Here is a 26,754-nt window from a genome sequence, read left to right on the forward strand (position 1 = left end):
TATGCTTACAGTATACAGAAGAAGGGAGCAGATTTCATGCCTATTTTATTCGACTCAGAAAAACAATGTTTCCACTTGAAAAATGATCAGCTCAGTTATGTCATTGGCATCGAAAAAGATAAATATCTTACCCATCGCTACTTTGGCAAGTCACTACCCTTTTATGCCGGCAGCAATTCTCTTCAAGAAATTGACCGCGGCTTTGCGACGAATCCTGATCCGACTGATCGCAAATTTTCGCTAAATTCATTGCCAATGGAAACCAGTAGCCAAGGAACTGGTGATCATCGCATCAGCAATTATCAAATTCGTTCAACAAATGGCGCCAATCTTACAAATTTCTTTTATCGTGAGCACCAAATTACTTCCGAAAAAAAACCATTAAACGGTCTTCCTAGCTTACGGAATGGTCAAGTAACCACTTTGGAAATTTCCTTATATGATGAAATACAATCGCTGGAAATGATTCTGGTCTACTCTCTTTATGAAGAGTACCCGGTTATTACCCGCAGCGTTCGTTACCTAAATCACGGCACACAATCGGTATACTTAGAAAACGCCGGCTCCATGCTGATGGATTTACCAAGAACGGATTTTGACCTGATTACCCTAAATGGGGCCCACACGAATGAGGCCAACATCGCTCGTCAGCCGCTGCATTCAGGCATCCAAAAAATTGAAAGCTCCCGTGGCACCAGCAGTCCGCAGCACCAACCATTTCTAGCATTAGTAGAACCTTCTACAACTGAATTTCACGGAGAAGTCTTTGCTTTCCATTTAATCTATAGCGGGAATTTTACTGCCCAAGTAGAAGTAGAGCAATATGGTTCTAGCCGAGTCCAGCTAGGGATTCAACCAGAAACCTTCGAATGGTGTCTCAAGTCGACAGAGATCTTTCAAACACCTGAAGTCGTATTGAATTACTCAACTGATGGACTAAATGGCATGTCCCAAACCTTCCATCGGATTTATCAAAACAAGTTAGTTCCTCCTACCTGGCAAAAAAAGCAACGACCTGTTTTACTGAATACTTGGGAAGCCAACTATTTTGATTTCCACGAAAAAGAGTTATTGGCACAAGCGGATTTAGCCAAAGAAACTGGTATTGAACTTTTTGTTTTAGACGATGGCTGGTTTGGTCAACGCAATGATGATGCCTCTTCTTTAGGCGATTGGCAGGAGAATACTGAAAAACTGCCTCAAGGAATTGCTGGGCTGGCGGATAAGATTCATCAAAAAGAGCTGCAATTTGGCCTTTGGTTTGAGCCAGAGATGATCTCTAAAAACAGTCGGCTGTTTGAAGCGCATCCTGACTGGGTCTTACAAGTTCCAGCTTATCCTATGACAGAAGGCCGGCGCCAATTAGTTTTAGATTTGAGTCGCCGAGATGTGCAGGATTACTTAATTGACATGTTAAGCGGCTATTTAGCAACTGGGAAAATTGATTATATTAAATGGGACATGAACCGACATTTAACTGAAGTCGGCAGCCTGGCCTTTCCTGCTTCCCAACAAAAAGAGATTCACCATCGCTATGTGTTAGGACTGTATCGGATCTTAGAAACCATCACCAGTCAGTTTCCAGCTTGTTTATTTGAAAACTGCTCTAGCGGTGGCGGTCGCTTCGATCCAGGCATGATGTACTACATGCCGCAAACTTGGACTAGTGATAATTCAGATGCTTTATGCCGCAGTCAAATTCAATATGGCTACAGCTATTTGTATCCTCCAGTTATGATGGGTGCTCACGTTTCGCCCGTGCCTAATCATCAGGTTGGTCGGATTACGCCGTTACAAACACGTGGCCTGATTGCCATGAGCGGAAACCTCGGCTATGAACTAGATTTAACCAATTTGCCAGCCGATGAACAAACGAATATTGCCGAACAAATCGCTTTTTATAAAGCGCACCGTTCACTTTTCCAATTTGGTCGTTTTTACCGGCTGCAGCCAGCCAATGATTTCTTTGCGACTGCGTGGTTGTTTGTAACTGAAGAGGAAGCGGCGGTAATTTACTTTAATGGCTTGGCACGTCCGGCTGTTCCCATTCATCAGTTGAAAACTCGCTATTTAGAAGAGCAAGCGATCTATCAAGACCTAACCACTGGTCAAAAAATTTCGGGTGCGGAATTGAATCATGCCGGTATTACGATCCCACGAATTAAAGAAGATTTCGCAACCTTGCTCTTCCATTGGAAAAAGGTTTGAGGATAAAGATGAGGCTGTGACATGAAACGTCACAGCCAATGAAACCCTCATAATCGGTGTAACTGAAGCAGCTTATTTCTCGGAGCTGAACACTTCGGTCACGACCCTTTTCTTATTTATTACGCTTCACAGCAAATGCTTCATAAGGAGCCAGCTTTCTCCATCGCTCAGACTGTTCAGAATAGTTTTGAATCAGTGGTTCTCCATCCGACCAGTCTTCAGCCAGTGAATAGTCTTGTTCTTCTTTAGAAAAATTCACTACAACTAATAATTTTTCTTGTTTATTGAAACGTTGATAAGCCAGGACATAAGGGTTGTTGGTTTCCACCACCTGGTACTCGCCGTGAATGATCAGCGGACTGTTTTTCCGCTGCTGAATCAATTTTTGATACGTATAAAAAAGCGATTCTTTATCGGCTAATGCCGCTTCAACGTTAATTGTCGCGGAAGCCGGATGGACGGGAAGCCAAGGCTCAGCTTCGGAAAAACCGGCATTTTTCTCTTGATTCCATTGCATCGGATGCCGAGCATTGTCTCGGCCTTTTGCATTAATAGAAGCAATTAATTCTTCCACTGGATAACCCTCAGCCAGCCGCTGATTGTACATGCGGATGCTTTCAATATCATCGACCTCTTGAATATCTTTAATCGGATAATTGATCATTCCGATCTCTTCTCCTTGATAGATGTATGGCGTCCCCTTCATGAAATGCAGATAGATTGCCAGCATCTTACCACTTAAAGTACGAAATTCTGGTGAGTCGTCACCCCAGCGCGAAATAATCCGCGGCAGATCATGATTATTCCAGAATAAGGAATTCCAACCCTTTTGATCTAGTTCAATTTGCCATTTAGAAAAAACTTCGTGAAGCTCTTGAGGATTCAGCGGCTTTAAATCCCATTTTCTTTTACCCGCTTGTTTGTCTAAATTAATCGGTTCAAACTGGAAAACCATCGACAGTTCATTACGATCTGCTCCAGAATATAATTCAGCAATTTCTGGTGTTGCTCCCCAAGTTTCCCCAACAGTAACCACATCATAATTCCCAAAAGTTTGCTGGTTCATTTTCTGCAACAACTGATGCAGCTTCGGACCATTTTTAGTAATACCTTTATCAGGTTCTTTACCGATCAAATCAATCACATCTAAACGAAATCCACCGATCCCCTTATCTAGCCAGAAATTCATCATATCCCAAATCGCTTGTTTCATCCGAGGATTTTCCCAATTTAAATCTGGCTGCTTTTTAGAATGCAGATGTAAATAATATTTACCCAGCTCAGGTACGTAAGTCCAGGCCGAACCACTAAAATTCGACTGCAACTCATTCGGCGGCTGACCATTTATTCCTTTACGCCACACGTAGAAATCGTGGTAAGGATTGTCTTTTCCTTGTAAAGCTGCTTGAAACCACGGATGCTCATCAGACGTATGATTAACTACCAGATCCATCACAATTTTGATTTCGCGCTTTTTCGCTTCGTTGATTAATTGATCCATATCAGCCATCGTGCCATATTCAGGACCGATCGCTTCGTAATCACTGATGTCGTAACCATTATCATCATTCGGTGAACGATAAACCGGACTTAACCAGAGCGCATCGATACCCAAAAAGGCTAGATAATCTAGCCTCTGGATAATTCCCTGTAAATCACCAATACCATCCTGATTGCTGTCTTGAAAACTGCGAGGATATACTTGGTAAATGACTGCTTCTTGCCACCACGGATTAGGCATAGGCTTCACTCACGGCAACTAAATCATCACCCGCGGCAACTGTCAGTTTGTCTAAAACACTGACTTCGCTATAAGCAGCTGAGTTGGTAATTAAGATCATCACCGTATCATCGTAACCAGCTTTCTTAATTGCTTCACGATCAAAGGTACCTAATAATTCACCCTTTTTCACCCGTTCACCGCGCTTTTTATTCGTCGTAAAGAATTCACCCGCCAAATTAACTGTATCAATACCGACATGAATCAAGACTTCTGCTCCATCATCTGTTTGAATACCGTACGCATGTTTTGAATCGTACATCACCGTCAATACACCATCCGCTGGTGCAAAGAGTTGGTTATCCTCTGGGATGATTGCCACACCTTTACCCATCATTTCAGTAGAGAAGACTGGATCATTCACTTGGCTCAATGGAACAACTTTACCTGAAATTACTGCAGATAGCACTTCATCCTTAGCGGTAATTACTTGATCTGGATTTTCATTAATTTCTACCGCTGCTTGTCCATCCTCGGCTTCTGTAACCGGAACTTCCATTTTCTTTTTGCCATAAGCAAGAGTTAAACCAAACCCTAAAACAAAGCTGATTACAGCACTAATCATAAAGTAAGGGATTGATGCGGGGGCAATCGAGATAAAGCCGATCACACTGGCAGGCCCCATTGCCACTGATAATACATGGAAGATTCCTAGTGATACACAGGCAACGCCGGAAGCGATCATGGCACAGACAAACGGGAATTTCATTTTTAAGTTAATCCCAAAAATTGCCGGTTCAGTAATACCTAATAGCGCCGAAATACTTGCAGATGAAGCTAAGCTTTTTTGTTTTTTGTTATTCGTTAAGGTAAAGATGGCTAAAGTTGCGGCCCCTTGCGCAATATTGGCCATGGAAGCTACTGGGAAGATAAATGATCCACCGGTTCGGGCAACATCGGCTAACAGTGTCGTCTCAATTGCCGGGAAGCTTTGGTGCAACCCAGTAATCACAATTGGTGAATAAAACAGACCGAACACCCCTAGTCCGACAGCTCCAGTGGTTTCATACAACCAAACTAATCCATCCGTTAAGCCGTCTGAGACAGTGCGCATGATTGGTCCGACAATGATAAATGTCAAAAATCCAGTAATAATAATAGCTAACATTGGTGTAAAGGTATAATCAAACGCTGCCGGAATTTTCTTGTGGAAAAACTTCTCTAATGTCGCTAAAATCCAAGAAACCACTAATACTGGTAATACTGATCCTTGGTAACCTGCTTGAGCAACTTCCAAACCAAAGATATTCCAGTAAGGCATGGTGCCTTCTGTGATGGCATTAGCTACGCCGTATCCATTAACTAAATCAGGCATAACCATCACCATTCCAATGGCAGCTCCTAAATAAGCATTTCCCCCAAACCTTCTGGTAGCTGAGAACCCAACTAAAATTGGCAAGAAAGCAAATGGTGCAGATGACAACAGATTGATAATGCTGGCAACATCGGCAAAGTTAGGAAACATTTCAACAACCGATTGCGGACCAAACAAATTAGGTGAAGTTAATACATTGTTGATAGCCATCAACAAACCGCCGGCAACTAAAGCTGGGACAATCGGAACAAAAATATCTGACAACACTTTAATGAAGGCCATCACGGGATTTTGCTTCTTGCCTTCTGCCGCCACCGCTTTCAAATCTTCGGTCGAGGCTTCTTTTACGTTGGTTATCTTGACTAGCTCGGCATAAACATTGTTTACATCACCAGGTCCAATAATAATTTGGAACTGCCCGTTAGCTTCGAAGGTTCCTTTTACATCCTCGTTGTTGTCTAAGGCTGCATGGTCTACCTTACTTGGATCTTTCAATACCAATCGTAACCGTGTGGCACAATGAGCGGCCGCCTGAATATTGCCCTCGCCGACTGCTTTATTGACTTCTTCTGCTACTTTTTTGTGATTCATTTTTAAGCTCCTCTCCATGTAATCGCTTTTTCCATCCTTATCATACAAAGATTTACCCATAATGTCAAACGTTTATCAAATTTATTTTCCTATTTTCTTAAAATCACTATAAAACTTCATACATATAGCTTTCGATTCATGACGAACGTTTGACATTTTGGTTTTTATGCAGTATCTTTATAACGAGGAATACGTTTTCTAAAAGGGGAAATCAATTATGGATATAATCAAAGAATGGACGGATGAGTTACGCTACCGACCTTATCATCAGTGGGATGAACACTATCAACAAGTATTAATCGAAAATGTCCGCAACTCTCAATGGCAATTGAACTATCACATTCAGCCAGAAAGTGGGCTGCTAAATGATCCTAATGGCTTTTCTTATTACAATGGGAAATGGCATTTGTTCTATCAAGCTTATCCAATGGGCGCCGTTCATGGCATCAAATCTTGGTATCAGTTAACTTCGGAAAATTTGGTGGATTGGCAGCCTGAGGGTTTGGCGCTTTTACCAGATGCGTCTTATGACAGCCACGGAGTTTACTCGGGTTCGGCAATTGTGGTGGATGATAAATTAGTCTTAGCTTATACGGGAAATGTCCGTGACCAACAATGGCAACGGCAGTCTTATCAAATGCTGGCATATATGAATCAAGAAGGTGAAATCACTAAGGCGGAGAAACCTTTTATCCCAGCACCGCCAACAGGATATACCCATGAATTTCGTGATCCACAGGTTTTTATTTATGAAGAAAAATATTGGGTGTTAATTGGTGCCCAAAGAGAAAAATTGGAAGGTACTGTTTTGGCTTACGTTGGAGAAAGTCTGGATACGTTGGAATTTAAAGGAGAGTTAGCTTTTACTGATCAGTCGATGGGCTTCATGGTGGAATGTCCTAACTTAGTATTTATTGACGATACACCAGTTTTACTATTTTGTCCGCAAGGCTTAGATCCTAAAATCAGTCCTTACCAAAATATCTACCCTAATTCTTACATCACGGCTGATAACTTTGACTCAGAGAAACTAGCATTAACCAATCCAAGTCAGTTGCAAAATCTAGACGAAGGCTTTGACGTTTATGCAACCCAAGCTTTCAATGCTCCTGATGGTCGCGCTTTGGCAGTCAGCTGGGTGGGCTTGCCAGAAATTGAATACCCTAGTGATCAAGAAAGCTGGGCTCATTGTCTAAGTATCATCAAAGAACTAACCGTCAAAAATGGTCAACTGTACCAAACACCAGTGGCAGAACAAGCCGATTTGCGTCAAGAGCAACAAGATTTAGCAGGGACTTTGACCCAGCAGCCTACTGCTTTGCTTGATGAGACAGACAATAGTTACGAAATCATGCTAGAGCTTTCAGCAGACAGCCAAGGCAAGTTACATCTATTTGCCGATCAAGAATTGAATCACTCATTGGTGATCGATTTTGATGTAAAAAATGGTATGATTAAGGTAGATCGCTCAAACGCTGGCCTCCCTTTCGCCCAAGAATACGGAACCACCCGCAGTTTTTCTATCGAAAAGCATCAAGCCTTGAATTTACAGATTTTCGTCGATCATTCTGTCTGCGAGATCTTTATCAACGATGGTCAAAAAGTCGTAACTGCGCGGGTATTTCCACAAGAAGGAGAAAATGGTCTATTCCTTGAAGGAGCTTCCGGTACTTATTCAGGCAACTGTTGGCGTTTGCGCAAAATGATAAACGATTAAGGAGCACAAACGATGGCAATCAAATTAACCGATGTCGCCGAAAAAGCCGGGGTTTCCCCTACAACTGTCTCAAGAGTCATTAATAACTATGGCTCTCTTAGCCAAAAGACGATTGACAAGGTTCATGCGGCCATGAAGGAATTGAACTACCAACCCAATTCCTTGGCCCGCTCACTGCAGGGAAAAAATACACAGCTGATCGGCGTCATTTTCCCGACTGTTTCCAATCCATTTTTCGGTGAATTAGTAGATAAACTTGAAACTACCTTATTTGAGCAAGGCTATAAGACGATTCTCTGTAATAGTGCCAATAATAAAGAAAAAGAACGGGCCTATATTAATATGCTTTCTGCCAATCGAGTGGACGGTATCATTGCTGGTGCCCACAATTTAGGCATTAAGGAATACGAAGATATCGGCCTGCCAATTGTCTCTTTTGACCGATATTTAGCAAAAAGTATCCCCATTATCGGCAGCGATAACTATCGCGGCGGCTATTTAGCAGCGGAGAATCTTTATTTACGAGGCTGCCGGAAAATAGGCATTCTCACTGGTAGTTTAAAATCAAGCTCACCCACCAATGGTCGTCTAGAAGGCTACGAAAAGCTGCTGCAAGAAAAACAACTGGAGCCACGAATCTTCACAATTGACTCGCGCGCTAGTTCGATGGCGTTAAAAACCTTGGAAATCAAACGGATTCTGGAAAACGAGGACTTGGACAGCCTCTTTTGTACCGATGACCTAACAGCAGTTTTGGTTTATAACATTTGTCAGGAAATGCAGATTTCGATTCCAGAAGATTTGAAGTTGATTGGCTACGATGGTACCAAATTCGTCCAAAATTATTTCCCACAGCTGTCTACGATTGCTCAGCCAATTTCTGATTTTGCCGATTTACTAGTGGATTTGCTGATTCAGCGGATTACCAGTCCCGATAAAAAACTAGAACAGCATTATGTCTTACCGGTTAAATTGATTCAAGGAAGAACGACCTAAAGGAGGTTGTGACGTTTTATGTCACAACCTCCTTTGGCTTAAAAATATCCATAATAAGGTCGCTGAACCACCGCTGTGTAAACCCAATTAATCAGGGTAATGAAGTCAAACACGGCTAAACCGGTTGCTTGTTGAATCCCACAAGCATAAGGCGGCAAGTCGCTGCATTCCAGCAGCACGGCACCAATCGCAGGATTTGCTGCCAACTGTTCGTTAACAGTTCCCACTAAATCTTTGATTAGCTGCTGATTATCCAGTTCAGTTTTTCCCCAGCGTATCGGTGCAAAACTTTTCAATGAACCAATCTCACAAATCACACAATCCGCTAAATCAGCCCCTGACTGTTGGAAAAATTCTGATGTGACATCTTCACCACTAGCAACCAGTGTCAAGATTTTCTGAGATTTTTTCAAGCTCAGTTTAATCAAAGGAACTTGACTGATACTAGACAAAAAAACTGGAATATCGACTGAGTCAGCCACCACTTGTTGAAAATGTCCGAAATAACCACAGGCCCCTACGATCGCCCGAACCCCAGCTTTTTCTAATTTCCTGGCCGCCGCAACAATCTGTGCTTCAATCTCAGCGGCTCCGGCAAAAAGCTGTTCAATCTCAAATGCCACTACTTCATACAAAACTGGAAACGAAAATGTTGTAGCATTCGCTACATTTCCTGGTAACTTTGGATACTTCAAATCCACAGCAATAATCCCGATCCCATAGCCAGCAAAAGGAATAGCCGGAACGTGATGAATTCCCTGTAAATCCTGAAGCCCGTTCAAGGTACCTTTCCAATCCATTATCAAGACCTCCTTATAGCTTACCGCTTTCTAAATAATCCAATAATTCTGCTTTTTCCAAATGACCGATTCCTAAATCTTCTAAGGTCAGTCCTTCTTTTAAGAAATCACGACCAGTCATCACTGATGCTAGTGTAATCATGCTGTCGATCACTTTGGTTTCTACTCCGAATTTCTTGCCTAACTCATGATAAATATGGCATCCTACCGGAATATCCTCGGTGATGTAGCGATCGTGAATACTAAAAGGGCCGGTACCAATCGCCATTTCGTATTGCTCATCAAAAGGCACGATACAATCATCGCCCATGTATTCAGGTCCTAAAATGCTGGTTCGTGATAAGAAGTTCTTTTTCGGGAAACGCTGCAAATCTACACCAATGGCCTCAGCTAAAGCAACCTCCTCCAAGTAAAAGGCATATTGGACTTCAGAAATCGATTCACAATAAGCATGAGAGTAGATCGAGTAAGTCGATTTATCATTACCGCCAAACACTCGGCCCCAGTTTTCCATCACACCGACACCTAGAATCGTTCCTGGGCAATGTAAAACAGGATTCACATTACTAAAGCCAACATCCAGAACAGTTTTTCCACTAGTGGGACCATCGCCTTCAGTAATTGCATCGAAACAACCTAATTGATTGGTACTTTCCAAAAAGACTTCTTGATCCGTCGAAGGCAAGCTGGCACCCCGCAAAGTAATCGCTCGGTAGATCAAGCCGATTTCTGAAGTCATTACGCCGCCTTCTTTTACTACCCGCGCGCCATAAGGAGCACTGGACCAGCCACCAATGACCACTTGCTTCGTACAATTCATTTCCCGCATTTTCTTACGTAATTTCAAGGATCCAAAATTGTCAGGGATAATATGAATAATCATACCCTCCTCCAAAACAGGAACTAGTTCTTCAAAAAATGCATCGTGGGCAATCGAAGGTACAGCTACAATAATCAACTGACAGCCTTTGACACATTCAGCTACACTGTCAGTAATTTTTTCAAACTTAGCATTGCCCGAGCGTTTAAAACCGTATTTACTGTTTTGTTTTCCGGTTATGTTAATTCCTGTCCGTTCAACTGTTGCCAAAGTTGTCGCAAAAAATCCTGGCAAATCACAAATATTTACTTTGTTCCCACCTAATACGCAATCAGCCGCTACCGCTTTCCCAGCTGCTCCTCCACCTAAAACAGCTACTGTTGTTTGCGGTAAATTTTCTTTCAAAACCATTTACTTCACTCCCTTTTTTAAATAAAAAAAACGCCCCTGATTTGCATATGAAATGCTAAACCAAGGACGATTACAAACTAAGTATCGTGGTACCACCTTTTTTTACTTGTAAAAACAAGCCTCACAGCTACGGATAGAGTTATCGATAGCTTGTCGCGATATCGGGCGAACCCGCAGCACTTAAAGATTGCTCCCACAGTGTCTGATGCTCAAAGACCATCTTCATGCTAGCTTGAATATCTCTTTTCACCAACCAGAGACTCTCTACATTTCTTGCTAGCATTACTCTTCTTCTCAACGCTCACTATTAAAATAAGATTAGTAATTACCTAGTATCTTATAATTACTGTCTCTTTCTGTCAATGCTTTTCCAAATAATCCAGCACAATTCGTAAATCTTCTCCCCGTTGAACCACACCAGCTGGAACTTTTTCTACGTCCAAATCAAAATTAGCATCAGGAACCATTAGCACAGGCAAACCTGCATTTTCAGCGGCTTGACTCCCAGTGATCGAATCTTCAACAGCTACACCTTCTGCTGCTGAAAAGCCCGCTCTTTTTAAAGCTTCCAAATATAAATCTGGGGCGGGCTTTAGCTTTTCAACCTCATCGCCAAAAACTGGATAATCGATGTATTGCCAGAATTCTAAGGCTTTCATCACTTTTTGCGCTCTTTCCTTCATGGTAGAAGTCGCTAAGGCAACCGTGTATTTCTCTTTTGCGGCCTGCAGAGCTTCTTTAGCGTAAGGCTTAGGTACAACGCGCCCCTCCGCTAGCTCTTGGCGAAAGTATTCTTCGCGTGTTTTGCGAATAGCTTGAACTAATTGCCGATCTTTTGTTAACTCGACTAAAGCTTCAGTTGTTTCATGATAGCCTTTTCCTACCCATCCTTGGAACATATCTTCCGGTAAATCAACGCCATGCTGCTTTGTAGCATATTGCCACCCATCGCGATAAACAACTTCTGTATTTACTAATAAGCCATCCATATCAAAGATAACGATTTTCAGTTTATTTTGGCTCATTCGAGCGCCTCCTATCAACTTTTGCTTCACCGTACTCCTTAACATTCTGCCTCTTTTCCTGTAATTTTGCAATCATAGATTGAAGAAAACAACTTGTATCAAATAAAAACGAACCTGATCCTATGACCAAGTTCGTCTAACTAGCTATTTTATGCTTTTTTTATTGCTTCGACCAAGGCACTTAATGCTTCATCAGCACTTTTTCCATCATCTTTTTTCAGGATTGTCTCTGAGATGATGAAGGAACCACCCACACCGATCACATGCTCGTCGGCCAAATATTCTATAAAGTTCTCGGCATTAATTCCACCCGTTGGCAAGAACTTCACGTCATAGAAAGGTCCACTTAATGCTTTGATCGCCTTTAAGCCGCCATAGATATCCGCTGGGAAAAACTTCACGACTTTAATCCCGTATTCTAACGCTCGTTGAATATCTCCAGGGGTTGCTGTTCCCGGAAATACTGGAATATCACCTTTGATGCAGTAGTCAATTACCTCAGGCACAATCGCTGGTGAGACAATAAATTTTGCCCCATTTTCTACGGCGATTTCGGCTTCTGCCAAGGTTCGAACAGTCCCAGCTCCCACGATTAATTCACCCGAAGCTGCCAATTGTTTGATCGCATCTGCTGCTAATTCGCTGCGGAAAGTCACTTCAATAAAACGGACTTCATTTTTCACAAGAACTTCTTCCAAGCGTGGCAAGCACGTTAAATCCGTCGCTGTATAAAGCGGCAATAATTTTGTTTCAGCAATTTGTTGATAAAGCGCATGCTCCATATTTGCTAACATATTCCATCTCACTTTCCTGCAAAATAATTATTCTGCGTCTTTTGCTTTGATGATCGCTTCGTGAAGACCTTGCATGTAAGAAATACCCATTGCCCGATCGTATAAGCCATAACCAGGCATTGCTACTTCGCCCCATACAGTTCGTCCGTGGTCAGGTCGAATTGGTCCGTCAAAGCCAACATCCACTAATGCTTTCATGATGGCATACATATCTAGTGAACCTTCTGTACTTAAATGAGCCGTTTCTTTAAATTTACGTTCTCCCATAAAACCAACATTACGGAAGTGAACGAAGTTAATTCTGTGACCAATTTCACGAACCATTTCAACAAGATCATTGTTTGGGTCAGCCCCGAGGGACCCTGTGCAAAATGTTAGCCCATTATAAGGTGAATCAACAATGTTCAGGATTTTTTTCAAGTCATCCAAGTTTTTAGTAATCCGCGGCAGGTCGAAGATTTCCCAAGGCGGATCATCCGGGTGAATCGCCATCTTAACGTCCATTTCCTCACAGACCGGAATAATCTTTTTCAAGAAATATTCTAAATTTTCAAATAATTTTTCTTTTGTGACACCTTCATAAGTATCCATCAAGCTCTTGAATTTATTCAGGCGTTCTTCTTCCCAGCCAGGTAATTTGAAACCTTTAGACTGACTATGGATTAGTTTATACATGTCGCTAGGCTCCATATTGTCTACCACTGACTGATCATAAACCAACGAATAGCTGCCATCTTCATTTTCATAATTCAAAGTAGTTTTAGCCCAGCCAAAAATTGGTTTGAAACTGTAACAGATCATGTGAACATCACAAGCGGATAAATTTTTGATCGTTTGAATATAGTTATCGATGTATTTATCGCGCTCATCAGTCCCAGCTTTGATTGCATCATGAATCGCGACACTCTCAATTCCCAGCAATGCTAAGTTTTCTTTTTCAATCGAATCCTTCAACTCTTGTATTTCGTTTACTTCCCAGACATCGCCCGGTAGTTTGTTTAGCAATGTGCCGATAATTCCATCCATACCAGGAATTTGTCGCACGTTGTTTAATGGAATGGAATCACCTTTCTCGCCATACCATCTAAAGCCCCATTTCATTATATACCTTCCCCCATTTCTTAAAAATCGTCCTCGTCTTCGTCATCCGATACATCTACCTGCGATACATGCCACATGCTCAGGCTATCTGAACCTTGATTAATGATTGCTTGGGCCGTTTGTTCCACCGGTGTACTCAAAATTTGATGGTTAATCGTTTCTAGTAACATTGGCAGATTAGCGCCGCCAATGATGTAGATCGATTCTTGCAGCTCAGCATCTAAGCTGTTAACTGTCAATACTGACTGGTTATACGGGCTGGCACTTACTAAGTCCACCAGTACAATGACTCCTTCACCTTGATTCACTTCTTCAATTGCTGTTTTGATTTTGGTGCCTAATTCCTGTACGTCGTCTCCTTGATTCAAATTCACTGTAGCAATATTGTTGGTTGCGCCAATGATTACTTCAGCTGAATCTTTGAGTCCGTCGCTTAATTTACCATGTGTTGCAATGACGATTCCTAACATGAATTGTCCTCCTCGTTTTTAATGCCTTAGTCAAATAGCTGAATGATTTTTTCTACATTCGCCAAGTTCAACGTTTTTTGTTTCAATTCATCTTTTTCCAGCACATAATCTGTATCCTCGGAAACAGTTGCACCAAATAAATAGTTGATCGAACTTTTCCCTAGATGTGGCTGAATGTCCAACTGCTGCAGTCTCTCTGACGAAATCCCTTTACCAATAAAATGAAGATCTGTATGAGCACCAACTGAATCTAAAAAGAAGATTTTTGCGGAAGGCTTGGTCGATTCCTGCATGACATCCAGTCCAACTTCTCCATAAGCTCCTTCATCTAGAAAGGCAAAAACCACTTTTTTATTCTTCACTTCATCAATTAGTTGCAGCAAAGCCAAGATAGAGGAAGTATTACGAATCAGTGTATTGCGATTCGATAAGCCTTTCGCTACCTTACTTAATAAGAAGAAATATCCGCCAAAGAAAAGCGCAGCGATAATCGTGCTGGGTGCTGATAGATCAAAAGCATTCGGTGCAATCCGCATATAAGCCAATGTTGCGATCAGTCCAGCCAACAAAGTAATTAAGGCACTTACTAGAATAAAACCAGTAGTTCCTTTACTTTGTTTCTTACGATCAAATAAATGATAAGGACCAAAACTTTGCGGCGGTGTATCATAATAGGTACAAATAATTCGATCGGCCTTTTTAATGTCGCCCACGTATACATTATTAGCAACATATTTTTTATTGCGATTGTATTCAATGATTTGAATATCTTCACGCATTTTGGCAATATCAGTTGCTAAAGCAGTGATGAAGCGGCGTTTTTGTTTAGTTGTCCGCCGTACACGATAAACATACTGATAGCGAAACAGCCAATCGCTAAACTTCTCATTTTGTTCCATGTTTTGTTCCATTATGCTTCACTTCCCCACGTTTTGGTCCTACTAGAAAGGCTGCACAAAGCTAGTTTGTGAAGCCTCACATTGTTTACTCTGTGAAAATTTACAACCCGAACTGACCTAGAACATCTTTTAAAGATGATTTTGGTGCGGATGGTGTTGCTTGGAAGTAAATATCTTCCACACCATAATTTTCATTCAGATCTTTTAGTTTTACAGCGTCTTCTTTATTCAAATAAACGGATTTGGTTACTAAAATATCTTTTTCTGGATCTTTTTGGGCAATCCCGCCAATGTTTAATTCCTTCATTGGTAGTCCATGTGTCACTAAATCATAGATAACACTGACTGTTTTAGTAATTAAAATACAGTTATAGTCTTTGAAGCTGTATTCATCCCAGTAAAATTTGGCTTTTTCTGGCGTGATTACAATCGTTTTTTGTCCGGTACGGCTGCCGGCACTCTTGTACAAGTCTCGCATAAATTTGTCTTTGGCAACGACTTCATCCACGACGAAAATCGAATTTACTCCGCTCTTTTGTGATAATGTCATCATTACCTGTCCATGAATCAAACGCTCATCGACACGTGCTAAGTTTACAACTCCCATTACGGGTCACTTCCTTTTCTAGTTTATAAAATTCCTACAGCTGCTAATACAATTAAGATGGCGGTTAACCAAAGCAATGCTTGGGTTACCTTCAGGCCTTTCTTGGTATAGAACCAGTAAACGCCCATTACAACGGCCAATGGCAAGATTCCTGGAACAATCTGATCCAAAATTTCCTGCACGACGAACTCTCGTCCAGAAAGACTAAATTTCAGGGTTGAAGCAACTTTTACATAGTTTCCGGCTAGAATTCCCATCATAAATAAACCAAGTACGGACAAGGTTTCAATCGCTGACTGAACCCCGGTACTTTGCATCAAACCAGTAGCATTGCGTCCCATTGAGAAGGCTTGTTGCGCGAAAAACACACCTAAGATTACTTGATATAAAGCAAAACATACGAATGGGAACAAGGCACCTAGTGCACTACCTTCTTGAGCCCAAGGAATAGCAATCGCAATAAAGATATATTGAACAGTACCAGAGTCAATCGCATCCCCAATCCCTGCCAAGGCACCCATCAGACCGGCTTTCGTATTGTACATCAGATCATCTTGCATCATAATTTCTTTTTCTTCGTATTCTTCTTCAGCCCGCTGTTGCTCCATGGAAGACATCAAACCTGTGATGACCCCACCACCCCAGCTAAGCTGTGTGTTGAAGAAAAGCAGCTGCCGTTTGTAAGCGGCTTTTAGTTTATCATCGTCTTTGTATAGTTTGCGTAAAATCGGCATCATGGCATACAGCAAAGATGGTGCCAAATAACGTTCGAAAGAATGCGGAATTTCATTGGCAAAATGCCAGCGAAGATATGCTTTCGTAACGTCTTTTTTCGTAATTTCTTCTGGTGCTAATTTATTTGCAGTAGTTGTCTCTGTCATAGTATTCCCTCCTTATCGATTAAAATCCATCGTCATAGTCATCGTCGTCATCATCAAATGTCGCGGTACTTCCTGATCCGCCACTGTCACCTGAGGCTTGTACAACTTTGCCTTTTTGTGACTGTACAAAGATTAACGCAATAATTACCCCAAAGACAGCGTAAGTAACCATGGTTATTTCCAATGATTTGAAGACAACACTCATGAAGTAAGCAAGGAAGAAGAAGACCATGTAATCTTTTCGACCAATAACATAAACCGTTGTAGCAATCCCAATGGCTGCCAAACCACCACCAACAACTTCTAATACGTGGATTACAACAGTACCTTCTAATGCAGTGATGACATCAGCAATAACTGGTGCACCTAAGAATAAGGCAACAAATACTAACGGTACAAACAATAGGAATGATGCAATTGTTGGATAGGTAATAATAGAACGAGCAATCGCTCTAGGATTTAGATCATCTACCGCTTTATCGGTATATTTACCTAAGAATGTGTTGATAAAGAATCTAAATTGATACAGATAACTTCCTAAAAGTCCAACCGGTACGGCTACAGCAATCGCTGCTTCTGGTTGTAGGTTCCCCAACAACGCTACCGGTACGGCAATTGCTGCAGCAATCGATGGTTCTGCCGGCATTGACCCACCGGGTGAGAATACCCCCATGTAAATCATTTGTAAGGAAGCTGTTACGATCATTGCTTGGGGTACATTTCCCATTACAACCCCAACAAACAATCCAGTCATTAATGGCGAGAATCGCAGGGTTAAAGTTGCCCCGCCTCCTAGCCATCTCGACATAACCGCAGCAACCCATAAAGCAATTAACAAGCTCTGCATTACACTTAAAGTTTCCATATGTCCTCCTTTTAACGCTTTAATTAATATAGTTTTCTAACTTTTCAATGGATGTTTTTAGCATTTCTTTGGTGATCGGCAAAGGAATCAAGTGAACTTTCTCTTTGGAATCAATGAATTCCACTAACTGATCAATCACTGCTTCATCTTCAGGATAAATACCCATTTGATGCAATGACATCGGTAAATTTAGTTCCTGATAAAATGGCATCAGCTGATCGATGACATCCCACTTTTCTTCAATTGCTAGTTGATAGAAGATGCCGTAAGCTACCTTCTCGCCATGCAAATAACGATGACATTCTGGAATGTATTTACTCATAGCATCATGCATCGCGTGAGCAGCGGCATTGCGGGCATACTTATCACCCAAACCACCAACTAAACCTGCGACCGCAAAAATAATTTCTGACAAACGAACAAATTCATCGGATAATTCCTGATTTTTCATGTCTTGAATTGCTTTTGCCGAATCTCGAGTAATTGCTTCTTCACACAACTTGGCGGTGTAACCTGCCATTTGCAAGAATGGTTCGTTCTTTAAATGATCTTGTGCCAAAATTGCTTCTGACTCATACCATTTTGCCAACGTGTCAGCTAAACCAGCAACAAAATAATTGACTGGTGAATCGATCACCAACTCAGGATCGGTGATGAAAAAACAAGCCTGACGCAAGAAATGTTCGCTCTTTCCTTCTGATTCACCACTTTCTTTGTACATAACCGAAAGCGGTGTCCATGGCGCACAGTTACTAGACAGAGTTGGAATGACTCCAAAATTCACATTGTATTTATGGGCTGCATAACCAACTAAATCAGTCAACTTCCCGCCACCAACACCAATAACGAAATCAATTTGCTCTTTTTTAACAATCTCACCAATCAGATCAGCACCATAATAACTGCACTCACCTGTGTACTGGTGATAAGTAAATTCATAACGATCATCCTGCAAAAAATTCAGTCTAGGCTGAGCCTTTTCCCACGAGATCGTCCCGTGTACGATTAATACCTTTTTGGCTCCATATTCATCCAACAAAGTAGGGACCATTTCAAAGGCTCCTACCTGATACTGATAAAATTGAGGACCAACCTTAACCTTCATACCTTCTAACATCGTGCATTTCTCCCTGTCTACTTAAGATAGTCACTGATAGGTTGAACAGCTCGTTCCGGCAACTGACCTTTGGCAATATCTTCAACATCGCGCACACATTTCTTTCCCATTTCTTCCAAACATTCCATCGTATAAGCCGACGTATGTGGTGTCATTACCACATTTGGAAATACTAGATATGGATGATCCTTGCGTCCCGGTTCTTCTTCCAGCACATCGGTAGCAAAACCTGCGATCTTGCCGGATTCTAAACCGTTTACAATTGCCTTTTCGTCTACTAAGGCACCTCGGGCACTGTTAGAGATGTATACATGATCCTTCATTTGGCTGATTTCTTTATCGGAAATCATATGATAATTTTCTTCGGTTAAATTGGCACATAGACAGATGATATCGGATGATTGAAGCAATTCATCCAGCTCCACTTTCTTAGCACCGTGACTTTTAATGTGCAGTTCGGATTTGTAAGGGTCATAAGCTAATACATTACAACGAAAACCATTGCGCAAAATTTCTACGACACAGCTTCCAGTATTTCCAACACCAATTACGCCGACTGTTTTGTTGAATAAGGTCCGACCAACAAATTCTGCTCGGTCTTCCCAACGATCAGCCTTTACCCGTTGATGGGCCTCTACGGTTTTTCGTAAAATAGCCATCAGATTGGTAACATTGTTCTCAGCCACGGCATCTCTTTCGACTAAAGCTGGAATAATTGTGACAATTGTGTTGTGTTTTTTAGCTGCTTGAGTATCTACATTGTTATAACCAATGCCATGTCGGGTAATTAAAATAAGTTCATCCTTATGATCAAAAAATTCTTGAGTAAAAAATGGCGTGACACTGGCAATAATAATGTTATACCCCTGAAGTATTTCTGCTAATTCCCGACCTTGAATTTCACCATCAACTGTAAAATGCTTAACCGGTCCAATTTTCTCCAAACGTTGAATGTGCTCAGGGAAGACTTGACCAAAACTACTTGAGTTAACAACTGCTATCTTATACTTTGACATTTTTAAGCCCCTTTAATTGCTCTTTACGACAGCGTGACCACCAAAACCATGTCTTAATGATGCGACAACTTTGTTAGAGAAGCTGTCTGGAATTTTACTTTCATTACGAACGAATAAGGATAATGCAATAGTTGGTACTGGAATGTTTCGGGACAGCGCCTCTTCGATTGTCCATTTGGCTTCACCGCTGGCATCCACTTCACCTTTGATTTCAGCTAAATGTGGATCTTTAGCAAATGATTGTTCAGCTAATTCCATTAATTTTGCTTCGATTACCGAACCATGGTTCCAAACTTTAGCAACTTTCTCTAAATCAAAGTCATACTCTGAAGCCTCTAATAGATGGAACCCTTCTCCAATTGCTTGCATCATGGCATATTCAATACCGTTATGAACCATTTTCAAATAATGACCCGATCCTGCTTTACCTGAATATAAATACCCATCCTCACAAGCCAGATCCTTGAAGAAAGGTTCGACTGCTTTTACTGCTTCCTCATCACCGCCTACCATCAGGCAAGCGCCGTTCCTAGCACCTTCCATACCGCCAGAAGTTCCACAATCAATAAAGTAAATTCCTTGGTCCTTTGCTACTTTGTAGTTAGCAAGACTATCATGGAAGTTTGAATTCCCACTATCAATAATGACATCGCCTTCATTAAGCGCTTTCGTTAAATCTAACACTAATGAGTTAGTAATCTTCCCTGCTGGCGTACTCAAGAAAACAACTTTACGTTCATCTAGTGCTGCCAGCAACGCTGCAATTGAATCAACCGTCTGAATGTTTTCTGCTTCTGCCTTTTCCCGTGCACTGTTGCTTGCATCAAATCCAATAACGTCCCACTGTTTGTCCTTTACATTTAACGCCATGTTCAAACCCATTTTGCCAAGTCCAACAAATCCTATCTTCATATTTTCATTTCACCTGCCTTTCTGCTATACTCAAATAGTATCCTAAAAAGAAAAAATTGTAAACTCTTACACTTAATAAAAATTATTTTTTATTGACCATTTTTTTTAGGTGTTATTCTATCTGGCTTATCGTTACTGTAAAAATAATTGCACCTATGATAACGCTATCATTTTAATGATCTCATTTTTCAGCTCTTCACTATATTATAAAAATGAGTAATGTATGGCATATTTATCCAACAAAAGAAAACGGTTCCTTTCATAATAAGTTTTTTACAACATTGATGAAAACTGAAAAAGAAATTTTTTTAACAAAAGCGAGCCATCTACTTATTAAGTTATCTTTATTCTTCCAGATTTTCTATCACTTTATAAGCTTTGAATAGATACCGTTCTTTACACAACTATTCTTATTTAATATGAAGTTTTCAGCTTTTGAATAAAGATTATTTATTTTAGTTTAACCTAGCTATCTCCAATTGAGAGTCCTTTTACTAAAAGATGTATAGACTTCTATCTCTTTTTTGTTGAATTGTTTTTTAGAGACCACTTTACTATAATAATCATAAGATCTTTGGGGATTGTTTATTATGTAACCGCTTATCTAACTCGTAAGCAGTTTTGAATGGAGGGAACACGTATGAAAAATCATTATTTAGACCAACGTATCCGAGTAAAAAAGCCTAAACTTAGTGATACGGAGCAAAAAATTGCAAACTATTTAGTCCATGCTGAAGAAACACTCGCTAATAAAACACTAGATGAACTAGCGAGTGAAATTGGTGTCTCCCAATCATCCGTCTACCAATTTGTTAAACGGATCGGCTACAATGGCTTTCAAGAATTTAAAATTGATGTTGCTCGTAATTCCAATTATCAACCTAACTTTCAACCGATTAACCCGTCCACTGGTGACGATAATATTACCTCAGAGGACTCCAGCTTTGATATTGCCAAAAAAGTTTTGCAGTCCAATCTGCATTCCTTAAGCAATTCGACTCATTTCATTACAGAAGAGCTGCTTGATAGTGTTTTAGCCTTGATTTATTCTGCCAAGACCTTGCACTTTTTTGGGCAAGGGGGATCTACAATTGTTGCCTTTGATAGCTTTCATAAATTTATACGAACAAAATATCGCTGCAACTACATATTCGATTACCATATGCAGCTTAGTTTTGTGACTAAATTGACAAATGAAGATTGCGTCTTTATCTTTTCCCACTCTGGGCAAACAAAAGAATCGATTAATTTAGCACGACAAGTGAAGAAAACTGATGCTAAAATGATCACACTTACTGGTAATGGCGGTTCTGAATTAACTACCTTATCCGATGAGGCGATTATTGTAGTCACTGAAGAAAGCCGGTTTCGAACTGAAGCTCTTTCTTCCCGGATTGGCTATTTGAATGTCATGGATGCAATCTATACAAATGTCATGCACCATAACTATGATCAAAATACAGATTCCTTAAAACGCATCCGAGACAATATTGGTACGACAAAAGTCGATCCTCAAAATTTTATGCTTTAACGCAGTGAGACTATCTATAAATCCACTCAGCTTTGTTGGAACTATCAAAAAAAGCCGGATCACAACTGATCCGGCTTTAGTAACATTTAATTATTCGACACGTGGTTTTTCTTCATCTTTTTCTTTTTCGTCTTTTTCTTTGTCTTTTTCATCTTTATCTTCAGCGTTTTCTTCGCGTTTTTCATCTACATATTTTTTGGCATCGTCTGCTTGTTCAGAAGCTTTGTCTTGTAACGTTTCTTTATCTTTTTCATGTTCTTCTTTTGTCTTAATATCGACAACTTTTAAGTTCACTTCGATCACATCAAGACCTGTCATTTGTTTAACTTCTTTAGCAACGACCTGTTTCAAGTTTTCGAAGATTTCTTGGATATCTTTGCCGAATTCTACGACAACATCCATATCGATCGCCACTTGTTTTTTGCCAACTTCTGTTTCGATACCGGCTGTATCATCTGCATTGTTACTGATTTTCTTAGCAGTGTTTGAGAAGAAGCCACCATCAACATTTAACAGACCGTCTACGCTATCTAGGGCAACAGCAATAATCTTTTTGATGACTGAATCATCATATTCTACTTCACCACGGATGTTTTCAATATCTTGGTTGTCAGCTGATTTAGTTTCTTTTTTGTCAGCGTCTTTCTTCATGTCTTTGTTTTCTTTGTTCATATCTTCTTTACTCATATCTTTCTCTTCTTTCTTGTTGTCTGATTTTTCTTCTTTGTTATTTTGATTATCTTTTTTAGCTTCAATAGCTTTTTCTTTTTGGGCTGTTTTACCATCTGAATCTTTTTTACCGTCTTGATCATTTTTCACATCAGGTGCTTTTGTTTGTTGATCTTCTACTTTGTTCTCGTCTTTTTTGATGTCTTCTGATTTACCACCGGCAGCCTCATGTGCTTCTTTAACACTTTCAGTTACTTCTTTTTTCATGTCTTTATCTACTAGATTTTGAATTTCCATTCTTCTTCCTCCTTCGTTCTTATATATTAAGCATAGAGGATAAAGTGAAATTTTCAAAATAAAACGCTTGGTTTGCATCAACCAAGCGTTTTTATTTGTGAATTTATGACTATTTCAGTTTGCGTATTTCTCTAACTGTTTTTCAGGAATGAACCATAAAAGCAACATCACACCATTGATACCAATGACTAGCAATGGATGAATCAACCAACCAGCCAGTAAGGCTACTATATTCAATCCGATAGTAATCCACATTTTTGTATAATGGCTGAATAGTCTACCAATAGCTGAATCCTTACCATTGCAGCGGACTAAAGCCAACCCCAAAAGATAATAAGCGACATCGGCACCTAAAATAACTAATCCATAAAAAAGTTGTGGTACCAGTGAAGTAGGATAGTCGGTCACCCAAACTGTCACATAAGGAAACAAGGTCATCATTAAGATTAATAAATTGTTCATCCACAAAACCAAACCATCTACTTTTTTTACCATATGAAACAGGTGATGATGATTGTTCCAATAAATTGCCAGCGAGATAAAGCTGACTAAATAGATGACAAATTGGTGGGCATTGCCTTCAAAAGCCAAGAAGGTATCCCCGTTTGGTTCATGCAATTCCAATACTAATAACGTCATAACGATTGCAATGACTGCATCGGTAAAAGCTTCGATTCGATTTTTCGGCATAAGCAGCCCCTCCTTATATTTCATCTTGAGTCTACTACATGTCTGCTTAAAAGTCTGGTTTGAAGCCTTTTATGGCAAGGATGTGACCTTCTTTTAGCTTGGGAGAACCCGGAGAATTCCATTAAAAAAGACCTCTGCTGGAAACAGAAGTCTACTTCAAAATATCGATTAGTTCCTTTTTTGCCGCTGCTGAAGCAGGTAAATAACTGAAGCATACCCCAATCAAAACCGAAGTTCCGACTGAAATCAACACAGTTGTCAGATCAGGTCGAACTGAAAAAGGCAAAGCGAAGGAAGCACCATAGGCAATCAGAATGCCTACCACATAGCCAATTACACCACCTGTTAAGGTTAAAACGATCCCTTCGAAAAGAAATTGTTGCTTAATTGATTTGGCATTTGCACCTAATGCTCGGCGGATACCGATTTCTTTGGTCCGTTCAGAGACTGAAATATACATCATATTCATGACACCGACACCCGCAATAAACAGCGAAATAGCAGCGACAGCACTAATGAACATCGTCATTTGATCCAACATAGAACCTAACTGTTTGATTTCAGAAGCTGGATCATAGCTTTGATATTCCCCCAATTGACGGCTTTCACCGTTAACATTCAACTGTTTAAGAATTTTACTCATCGCAGTTGTTTGATCGGTTTTAGGTGTAAATTTAATTGCTAATGTAGAATGGTCTTCTTCTTTTCCTAGATAATGGGTATACGTTTTTTTAGGAAAAAAGGCCAATGGTTCATAATTTTGCGGACCAATTTCTCCTGAAGTATTAGCAGAGACACCAACAACCGTGAATACTTGACCTTTTAGTTCAAAGCCTTTTTGCAACGCATTTTCTACTGAACCATAGACCTGCTTAGCGACTACTTCGTCCAAAACAACTACCTTATTTAAACCATCATTATCGGCTAAATTTAATTGACGACCCGCTAGAAGCGGTAGATCTGTTTGTTTTGTTGCTTTGACTGTCATATTGAACTTAGTATTTTTATCATAAAAATCAACCGAAGGATTACTTTCCGTTTTCATTGCTTTATAATAAACTACTTCTTTCACTTCTGGTAGATTCTCTACCATGCTTTTGTCGGTTTGTGAGATACCCGTATCATTATTGACCAAATTTTCAAAATCGTTGTACTTAATGTTGATATATTGTGTTTGACCGCTTTCGTCCACTCCTGCTGTCGTTGAGAGAATATTGCGTTTGAAGCCATTACCTAGAGCAACAATTGTGATAACCGCGGCGATCCCGATAATAATCCCGAACATCGTTAGTAAGCTGCGACGTTTATTCTTAAATATCGAACGAAAGGCGGTTCGCCAAAGAATATATTTTCTCATGCCTGTAACACCTCTTCCAGCATTTTGCCATCTCTGATTTTTAATAGTCGATCACAATAAATGACAGTTTCTGGATCATGGGTGACTAAAATAATGGTCACGCCTTCTTCATTTAGCTGTTTGAACAATTGCATGATTTCATCGGTTGTTTGGGTATCTAAAGCTCCGGTTGGTTCATCAGCAATGATAAAACTAGGCTGATTAATCAGTGCACGAGCAATTGCCACCCGCTGTTGTTGTCCACCAGATAATTGTTTAGGCAGCTGATTCAACTTATCCGCTAAACCCACTCTTGCTAAGGCAGCTTTTACCTTTTTTTGTGTTTCATTGTGCTTGGCACCATTGTATAAAAGAGGCAATTCAACATTTTCAGCAACGGTCAAATTTTCAATTAAACTGAAGTTTTGGAAAACAAATCCGACCGACTGATTGCGAATTTCTGATAATTCTTCGTCTTTGAACTCAGCAATCTCACGGCCTTTAAAATAGTAGTGACCGTCAAAACTGCGGTCGATAAACCCTAGCAAGTTAATCAGTGTTGATTTCCCTGAGCCGGAAGGTCCCATAATAGCCACGAATTCACCGGCATCGATGGAAAAATTGATATCATCTAAGACATTTAACTTAGTTCCACCCGTTTCATAAAATTTATAGATATGTTCCAATTTAATCATTTGCACTCACCTGAATTGTTTCCCCATCTTTTAAGGCACTGTCGGGATTTTCAATAATTTTATCTTTGGCTTTTAGCCCGGCTGTTACCACCTTACGCCCGCCAATATCTTGCGTTTGGATTTCCGTTTGTTTCACTTTGCCACTGATGTACTTGTAGACATATTGCTTATCACCCTTCTTCATAACTGCTGCATCAGGTAAAAGCAATTGATCTTGTTTCAAAGTAATGACCGTGGATAAGTCATCTGCCCAAGGGAACTCTCCTTCGACAATAAATTCGTAAGAAGCAACGTTGTTATTGTCATTGCTGGCAGGGATGGCGCTAGAAGAAATACTTTTTATTTTGCCTTCCGCTTGTTTATTGTCACCAATCGTTGACACTTCAACCGTTTGCCCAGGCACTAGTTTATCTAGATCGTATTCTGTGACGGTTCCTTTAATTTGTTTCCCCTTACTAGAAACTGTTACTACTGGAACCTCTGGGGAAGCTTTGCCCTTTTCATCGACAGAAACGATCCCATCGCTTTCAGCAACGACAGAAGTTGACGCTTGTTGTTGTTGATTTGTCAATACATCTTTCGCTGCTTGCACATCTTCGTAAGCACCTTGAACAGCGAATCGAGCCTGGCTCAGCTGATCATTCGCCGATTGCAGGTCAGCTTGTTGCTGTCTCAATTGTTCGTTTAACGCTGCTTTTTCTTCGGGAACTTGAGCAGCAGCAATCTTATTTTGCGTATCAGTTATTTGATTGGTAATCGTTTGGACTTGACGTTCACCAGAAGCCACGGTTTGTTCTGCCTGCGAAGCATCGAGTGTGCTTTTATTAATGGCATGCTGCTGGGTAACTAATTCGTTTTGGGCAGTGTCATTTTGATATTCGATTAAAGGTGTTCCTGCAGTAACCTCTTGTCCATTAGTTACTGGAATATTTTGAATGACGCCTTTCGTACTATCTAAAAAATACAATTGCTTTTGAATTGGTTCGACTTTTCCTTTAAGCTGCAAAGGATCTGCTGTTTTTACTGTATAGGCACTGTATTGTGGCTCTTGATTGCCTGATCGTAGTGCAAAAATCCCGACTCCAGCAATGACTAAACCCGCTATACTAGCAATGATAATCTTTTTCTTTTTCTTCATTTTCTTCCTCCAAAATAACTTTCTGGGCTTAGTCTATAGCAGGATCAGTTTTTTCGACATCGAATCAACTGTA

At 40.4% G+C, this 26,754-nt stretch carries 24 protein-coding genes and 1 other annotated feature; of the genes, 4 read left to right on the forward strand and 20 right to left on the reverse strand.

Annotated features, from left to right (window positions below; genetic code table 11):
- Positions 1 to 36 precede the first annotated feature (36 nt).
- The gene (locus IGI42_RS06240; protein ID WP_438714965.1) at positions 37 to 2,208 is read left to right on the forward strand and encodes an alpha-galactosidase; all 2,172 of its coding nucleotides are present in this window, start codon (positions 37 to 39) and stop codon (positions 2,206 to 2,208) included.
- Positions 2,209 to 2,320: 112 nt separating this feature from the next.
- Here the strand turns inward: IGI42_RS06240 and IGI42_RS06245 are convergent, their stop codons facing one another.
- Both IGI42_RS06245 and IGI42_RS06250 read right to left on the reverse strand, forming a co-directional pair.
- Entirely contained in the window at positions 2,321 to 3,949 is a 1,629-nt protein-coding gene (locus IGI42_RS06245) for a glycoside hydrolase family 13 protein (RefSeq protein WP_438714966.1), read from the reverse strand.
- Positions 3,942 to 5,894, reverse strand: coding sequence for a sucrose-specific PTS transporter subunit IIBC (locus tag IGI42_RS06250; RefSeq protein WP_438714967.1), 1,953 nt, complete (start codon positions 5,892 to 5,894; stop codon positions 3,942 to 3,944). Before IGI42_RS06250 ends, IGI42_RS06245 begins: the two co-directional genes overlap by 8 nt.
- A gap of 217 nt (positions 5,895 to 6,111) precedes the next feature.
- Here IGI42_RS06250 and IGI42_RS06255 point away from each other — a divergent pair, with 217 nt between their 5' ends.
- Positions 6,112 to 7,611: a sucrose-6-phosphate hydrolase gene (locus IGI42_RS06255; protein ID WP_438714968.1), complete on the forward strand. Its 1,500-nt coding sequence runs from the start codon at positions 6,112 to 6,114 to the stop codon at positions 7,609 to 7,611.
- Positions 7,612 to 7,623: 12 nt separating this feature from the next.
- A complete protein-coding gene (locus IGI42_RS06260; RefSeq protein WP_438714969.1) occupies positions 7,624 to 8,607 on the forward strand; it encodes a LacI family DNA-binding transcriptional regulator in 984 nt (327 codons plus the stop codon).
- A 38-nt stretch (positions 8,608 to 8,645) separates the two neighbouring features.
- Here IGI42_RS06260 and IGI42_RS06265 read toward each other — a convergent pair whose 3' ends face one another.
- The 13 genes from IGI42_RS06265 to gnd form a co-directional block, all read right to left on the reverse strand.
- Positions 8,646 to 9,407 carry an aspartate/glutamate racemase family protein gene (locus IGI42_RS06265; protein ID WP_438714970.1) on the reverse strand — a complete coding sequence of 254 codons (762 nt, stop codon included), beginning with the start codon at positions 9,405 to 9,407 and terminating at the stop codon, positions 8,646 to 8,648.
- A 13-nt stretch (positions 9,408 to 9,420) separates the two neighbouring features.
- The gene (locus tag IGI42_RS06270; RefSeq protein ID WP_438714971.1) at positions 9,421 to 10,638 is read right to left on the reverse strand and encodes an NAD/NADP octopine/nopaline dehydrogenase family protein; all 1,218 of its coding nucleotides are present in this window, start codon (positions 10,636 to 10,638) and stop codon (positions 9,421 to 9,423) included.
- 59 nt (positions 10,639 to 10,697) lie between these two features.
- Positions 10,698 to 10,945, reverse strand: a binding site (T-box leader).
- 52 nt (positions 10,946 to 10,997) lie between these two features.
- The gene (locus IGI42_RS06275) at positions 10,998 to 11,663 is read right to left on the reverse strand and encodes an HAD family hydrolase (protein ID WP_438714972.1); all 666 of its coding nucleotides are present in this window, start codon (positions 11,661 to 11,663) and stop codon (positions 10,998 to 11,000) included.
- Between the two features lie 149 nt (positions 11,664 to 11,812).
- Entirely contained in the window at positions 11,813 to 12,457 is a 645-nt protein-coding gene (locus tag IGI42_RS06280; protein ID WP_438714973.1) for a bifunctional 4-hydroxy-2-oxoglutarate aldolase/2-dehydro-3-deoxy-phosphogluconate aldolase, read from the reverse strand.
- Between the two features lie 27 nt (positions 12,458 to 12,484).
- Entirely contained in the window at positions 12,485 to 13,558 is a 1,074-nt protein-coding gene (uxuA, locus tag IGI42_RS06285; protein ID WP_438714974.1) for a mannonate dehydratase, read from the reverse strand.
- A gap of 20 nt (positions 13,559 to 13,578) precedes the next feature.
- Entirely contained in the window at positions 13,579 to 14,028 is a 450-nt protein-coding gene (locus tag IGI42_RS06290; RefSeq protein ID WP_438714975.1) for a PTS sugar transporter subunit IIA, read from the reverse strand.
- 26 nt (positions 14,029 to 14,054) lie between these two features.
- A complete protein-coding gene (locus tag IGI42_RS06295) occupies positions 14,055 to 14,939 on the reverse strand; it encodes a hypothetical protein (protein ID WP_438714976.1) in 885 nt (294 codons plus the stop codon).
- Positions 14,940 to 15,027: 88 nt separating this feature from the next.
- Positions 15,028 to 15,534: a PTS system mannose/fructose/N-acetylgalactosamine-transporter subunit IIB gene (locus IGI42_RS06300; protein WP_438714977.1), complete on the reverse strand. Its 507-nt coding sequence runs from the start codon at positions 15,532 to 15,534 to the stop codon at positions 15,028 to 15,030.
- Between the two features lie 23 nt (positions 15,535 to 15,557).
- On the reverse strand, positions 15,558 to 16,415 hold the full coding sequence (locus IGI42_RS06305; RefSeq protein ID WP_438714978.1) for a PTS system mannose/fructose/sorbose family transporter subunit IID: 858 nt from the start codon (positions 16,413 to 16,415) through the stop codon (positions 15,558 to 15,560).
- A gap of 19 nt (positions 16,416 to 16,434) precedes the next feature.
- Positions 16,435 to 17,280, reverse strand: a complete 846-nt coding sequence (locus tag IGI42_RS06310) for a PTS mannose/fructose/sorbose/N-acetylgalactosamine transporter subunit IIC (protein ID WP_438714979.1) — start codon at positions 17,278 to 17,280, stop codon at positions 16,435 to 16,437.
- A gap of 19 nt (positions 17,281 to 17,299) precedes the next feature.
- Positions 17,300 to 18,397, reverse strand: coding sequence for an iron-containing alcohol dehydrogenase family protein (locus IGI42_RS06315; protein ID WP_438714980.1), 1,098 nt, complete (start codon positions 18,395 to 18,397; stop codon positions 17,300 to 17,302).
- Between the two features lie 17 nt (positions 18,398 to 18,414).
- On the reverse strand, positions 18,415 to 19,413 hold the full coding sequence (locus IGI42_RS06320; RefSeq protein ID WP_438714981.1) for a D-isomer specific 2-hydroxyacid dehydrogenase family protein: 999 nt from the start codon (positions 19,411 to 19,413) through the stop codon (positions 18,415 to 18,417).
- 12 nt (positions 19,414 to 19,425) lie between these two features.
- Positions 19,426 to 20,325, reverse strand: a complete 900-nt coding sequence (gnd, locus tag IGI42_RS06325) for a phosphogluconate dehydrogenase (NAD(+)-dependent, decarboxylating) (protein ID WP_438714982.1) — start codon at positions 20,323 to 20,325, stop codon at positions 19,426 to 19,428.
- 640 nt (positions 20,326 to 20,965) lie between these two features.
- Here gnd and IGI42_RS06330 point away from each other — a divergent pair.
- A complete protein-coding gene (locus IGI42_RS06330) occupies positions 20,966 to 21,856 on the forward strand; it encodes a MurR/RpiR family transcriptional regulator (RefSeq protein ID WP_438714983.1) in 891 nt (296 codons plus the stop codon).
- A 90-nt stretch (positions 21,857 to 21,946) separates the two neighbouring features.
- On the opposite strand, the gene IGI42_RS06335 is transcribed toward IGI42_RS06330, so the two are convergent.
- From IGI42_RS06335 to IGI42_RS06355, 5 genes are all read right to left on the reverse strand, one after another.
- Positions 21,947 to 22,822 (reverse strand): Asp23/Gls24 family envelope stress response protein, encoded by an 876-nt coding sequence (locus IGI42_RS06335; protein WP_438714984.1) that lies wholly within the window; start codon positions 22,820 to 22,822, stop codon positions 21,947 to 21,949.
- Between the two features lie 114 nt (positions 22,823 to 22,936).
- Positions 22,937 to 23,512 carry a TMEM175 family protein gene (locus IGI42_RS06340; protein ID WP_438714985.1) on the reverse strand — a complete coding sequence of 192 codons (576 nt, stop codon included), beginning with the start codon at positions 23,510 to 23,512 and terminating at the stop codon, positions 22,937 to 22,939.
- Positions 23,513 to 23,663: 151 nt separating this feature from the next.
- Positions 23,664 to 24,869, reverse strand: coding sequence for an ABC transporter permease (locus IGI42_RS06345; protein WP_438714986.1), 1,206 nt, complete (start codon positions 24,867 to 24,869; stop codon positions 23,664 to 23,666).
- On the reverse strand, positions 24,866 to 25,543 hold the full coding sequence (locus tag IGI42_RS06350; protein ID WP_438714987.1) for an ABC transporter ATP-binding protein: 678 nt from the start codon (positions 25,541 to 25,543) through the stop codon (positions 24,866 to 24,868). Before IGI42_RS06350 ends, IGI42_RS06345 begins: the two co-directional genes overlap by 4 nt.
- Complete coding sequence (locus tag IGI42_RS06355; RefSeq protein ID WP_438714988.1) at positions 25,536 to 26,681, reverse strand: efflux RND transporter periplasmic adaptor subunit; 1,146 nt, start codon at positions 26,679 to 26,681, stop codon at positions 25,536 to 25,538. Before IGI42_RS06355 ends, IGI42_RS06350 begins: the two co-directional genes overlap by 8 nt.
- Positions 26,682 to 26,754 lie beyond the last annotated feature (73 nt).

Source organism: Enterococcus sp. AZ109 (assembly GCF_051714625.1).
GTDB lineage: Bacteria > Bacillota > Bacilli > Lactobacillales > Enterococcaceae > Enterococcus_A.

Bases quoted from the DNA above. Each gene is read 5' to 3' on its own strand.
- IGI42_RS06270 (WP_438714971.1), bottom strand. From the start codon at position 10,638: ATGGTTTTGAAAGAAAATTTACCGCAAACAACAGTAGCTGTTTTAGGT.
- IGI42_RS06280 (WP_438714973.1), bottom strand. From the start codon at position 12,457: ATGTTAGCAAATATGGAGCATGCGCTTTATCAACAAATTGCTGAAACA.
- IGI42_RS06350 (WP_438714987.1), bottom strand. From the start codon at position 25,543: ATGATTAAATTGGAACATATCTATAAATTTTATGAAACGGGTGGAACT.
- IGI42_RS06290 (WP_438714975.1), bottom strand. From the start codon at position 14,028: ATGTTAGGAATCGTCATTGCAACACATGGTAAATTAAGCGACGGACTC.
- IGI42_RS06265 (WP_438714970.1), bottom strand. From the start codon at position 9,407: ATGGATTGGAAAGGTACCTTGAACGGGCTTCAGGATTTACAGGGAATT.
- IGI42_RS06310 (WP_438714979.1), bottom strand. From the start codon at position 17,280: ATGGAAACTTTAAGTGTAATGCAGAGCTTGTTAATTGCTTTATGGGTT.
- IGI42_RS06330 (WP_438714983.1), top strand. From the start codon at position 20,966: ATGAAAAATCATTATTTAGACCAACGTATCCGAGTAAAAAAGCCTAAA.
- IGI42_RS06300 (WP_438714977.1), bottom strand. From the start codon at position 15,534: ATGGGAGTTGTAAACTTAGCACGTGTCGATGAGCGTTTGATTCATGGA.
- IGI42_RS06305 (WP_438714978.1), bottom strand. From the start codon at position 16,415: ATGACAGAGACAACTACTGCAAATAAATTAGCACCAGAAGAAATTACG.
- uxuA (WP_438714974.1), bottom strand. From the start codon at position 13,558: ATGAAATGGGGCTTTAGATGGTATGGCGAGAAAGGTGATTCCATTCCA.
- IGI42_RS06255 (WP_438714968.1), top strand. From the start codon at position 6,112: ATGGATATAATCAAAGAATGGACGGATGAGTTACGCTACCGACCTTAT.
- IGI42_RS06250 (WP_438714967.1), bottom strand. From the start codon at position 5,894: ATGAATCACAAAAAAGTAGCAGAAGAAGTCAATAAAGCAGTCGGCGAG.
- IGI42_RS06335 (WP_438714984.1), bottom strand. From the start codon at position 22,822: ATGGAAATTCAAAATCTAGTAGATAAAGACATGAAAAAAGAAGTAACT.
- IGI42_RS06295 (WP_438714976.1), bottom strand. From the start codon at position 14,939: ATGGAACAAAACATGGAACAAAATGAGAAGTTTAGCGATTGGCTGTTT.
- IGI42_RS06355 (WP_438714988.1), bottom strand. From the start codon at position 26,681: ATGAAGAAAAAGAAAAAGATTATCATTGCTAGTATAGCGGGTTTAGTC.
- gnd (WP_438714982.1), bottom strand. From the start codon at position 20,325: ATGAAGATAGGATTTGTTGGACTTGGCAAAATGGGTTTGAACATGGCG.
- IGI42_RS06320 (WP_438714981.1), bottom strand. From the start codon at position 19,413: ATGTCAAAGTATAAGATAGCAGTTGTTAACTCAAGTAGTTTTGGTCAA.
- IGI42_RS06275 (WP_438714972.1), bottom strand. From the start codon at position 11,663: ATGAGCCAAAATAAACTGAAAATCGTTATCTTTGATATGGATGGCTTA.
- IGI42_RS06340 (WP_438714985.1), bottom strand. From the start codon at position 23,512: ATGCCGAAAAATCGAATCGAAGCTTTTACCGATGCAGTCATTGCAATC.
- IGI42_RS06345 (WP_438714986.1), bottom strand. From the start codon at position 24,869: ATGAGAAAATATATTCTTTGGCGAACCGCCTTTCGTTCGATATTTAAG.
- IGI42_RS06245 (WP_438714966.1), bottom strand. From the start codon at position 3,949: ATGCCTAATCCGTGGTGGCAAGAAGCAGTCATTTACCAAGTATATCCT.
- IGI42_RS06260 (WP_438714969.1), top strand. From the start codon at position 7,624: ATGGCAATCAAATTAACCGATGTCGCCGAAAAAGCCGGGGTTTCCCCT.
- IGI42_RS06315 (WP_438714980.1), bottom strand. From the start codon at position 18,397: ATGTTAGAAGGTATGAAGGTTAAGGTTGGTCCTCAATTTTATCAGTAT.
- IGI42_RS06240 (WP_438714965.1), top strand. From the start codon at position 37: ATGCCTATTTTATTCGACTCAGAAAAACAATGTTTCCACTTGAAAAAT.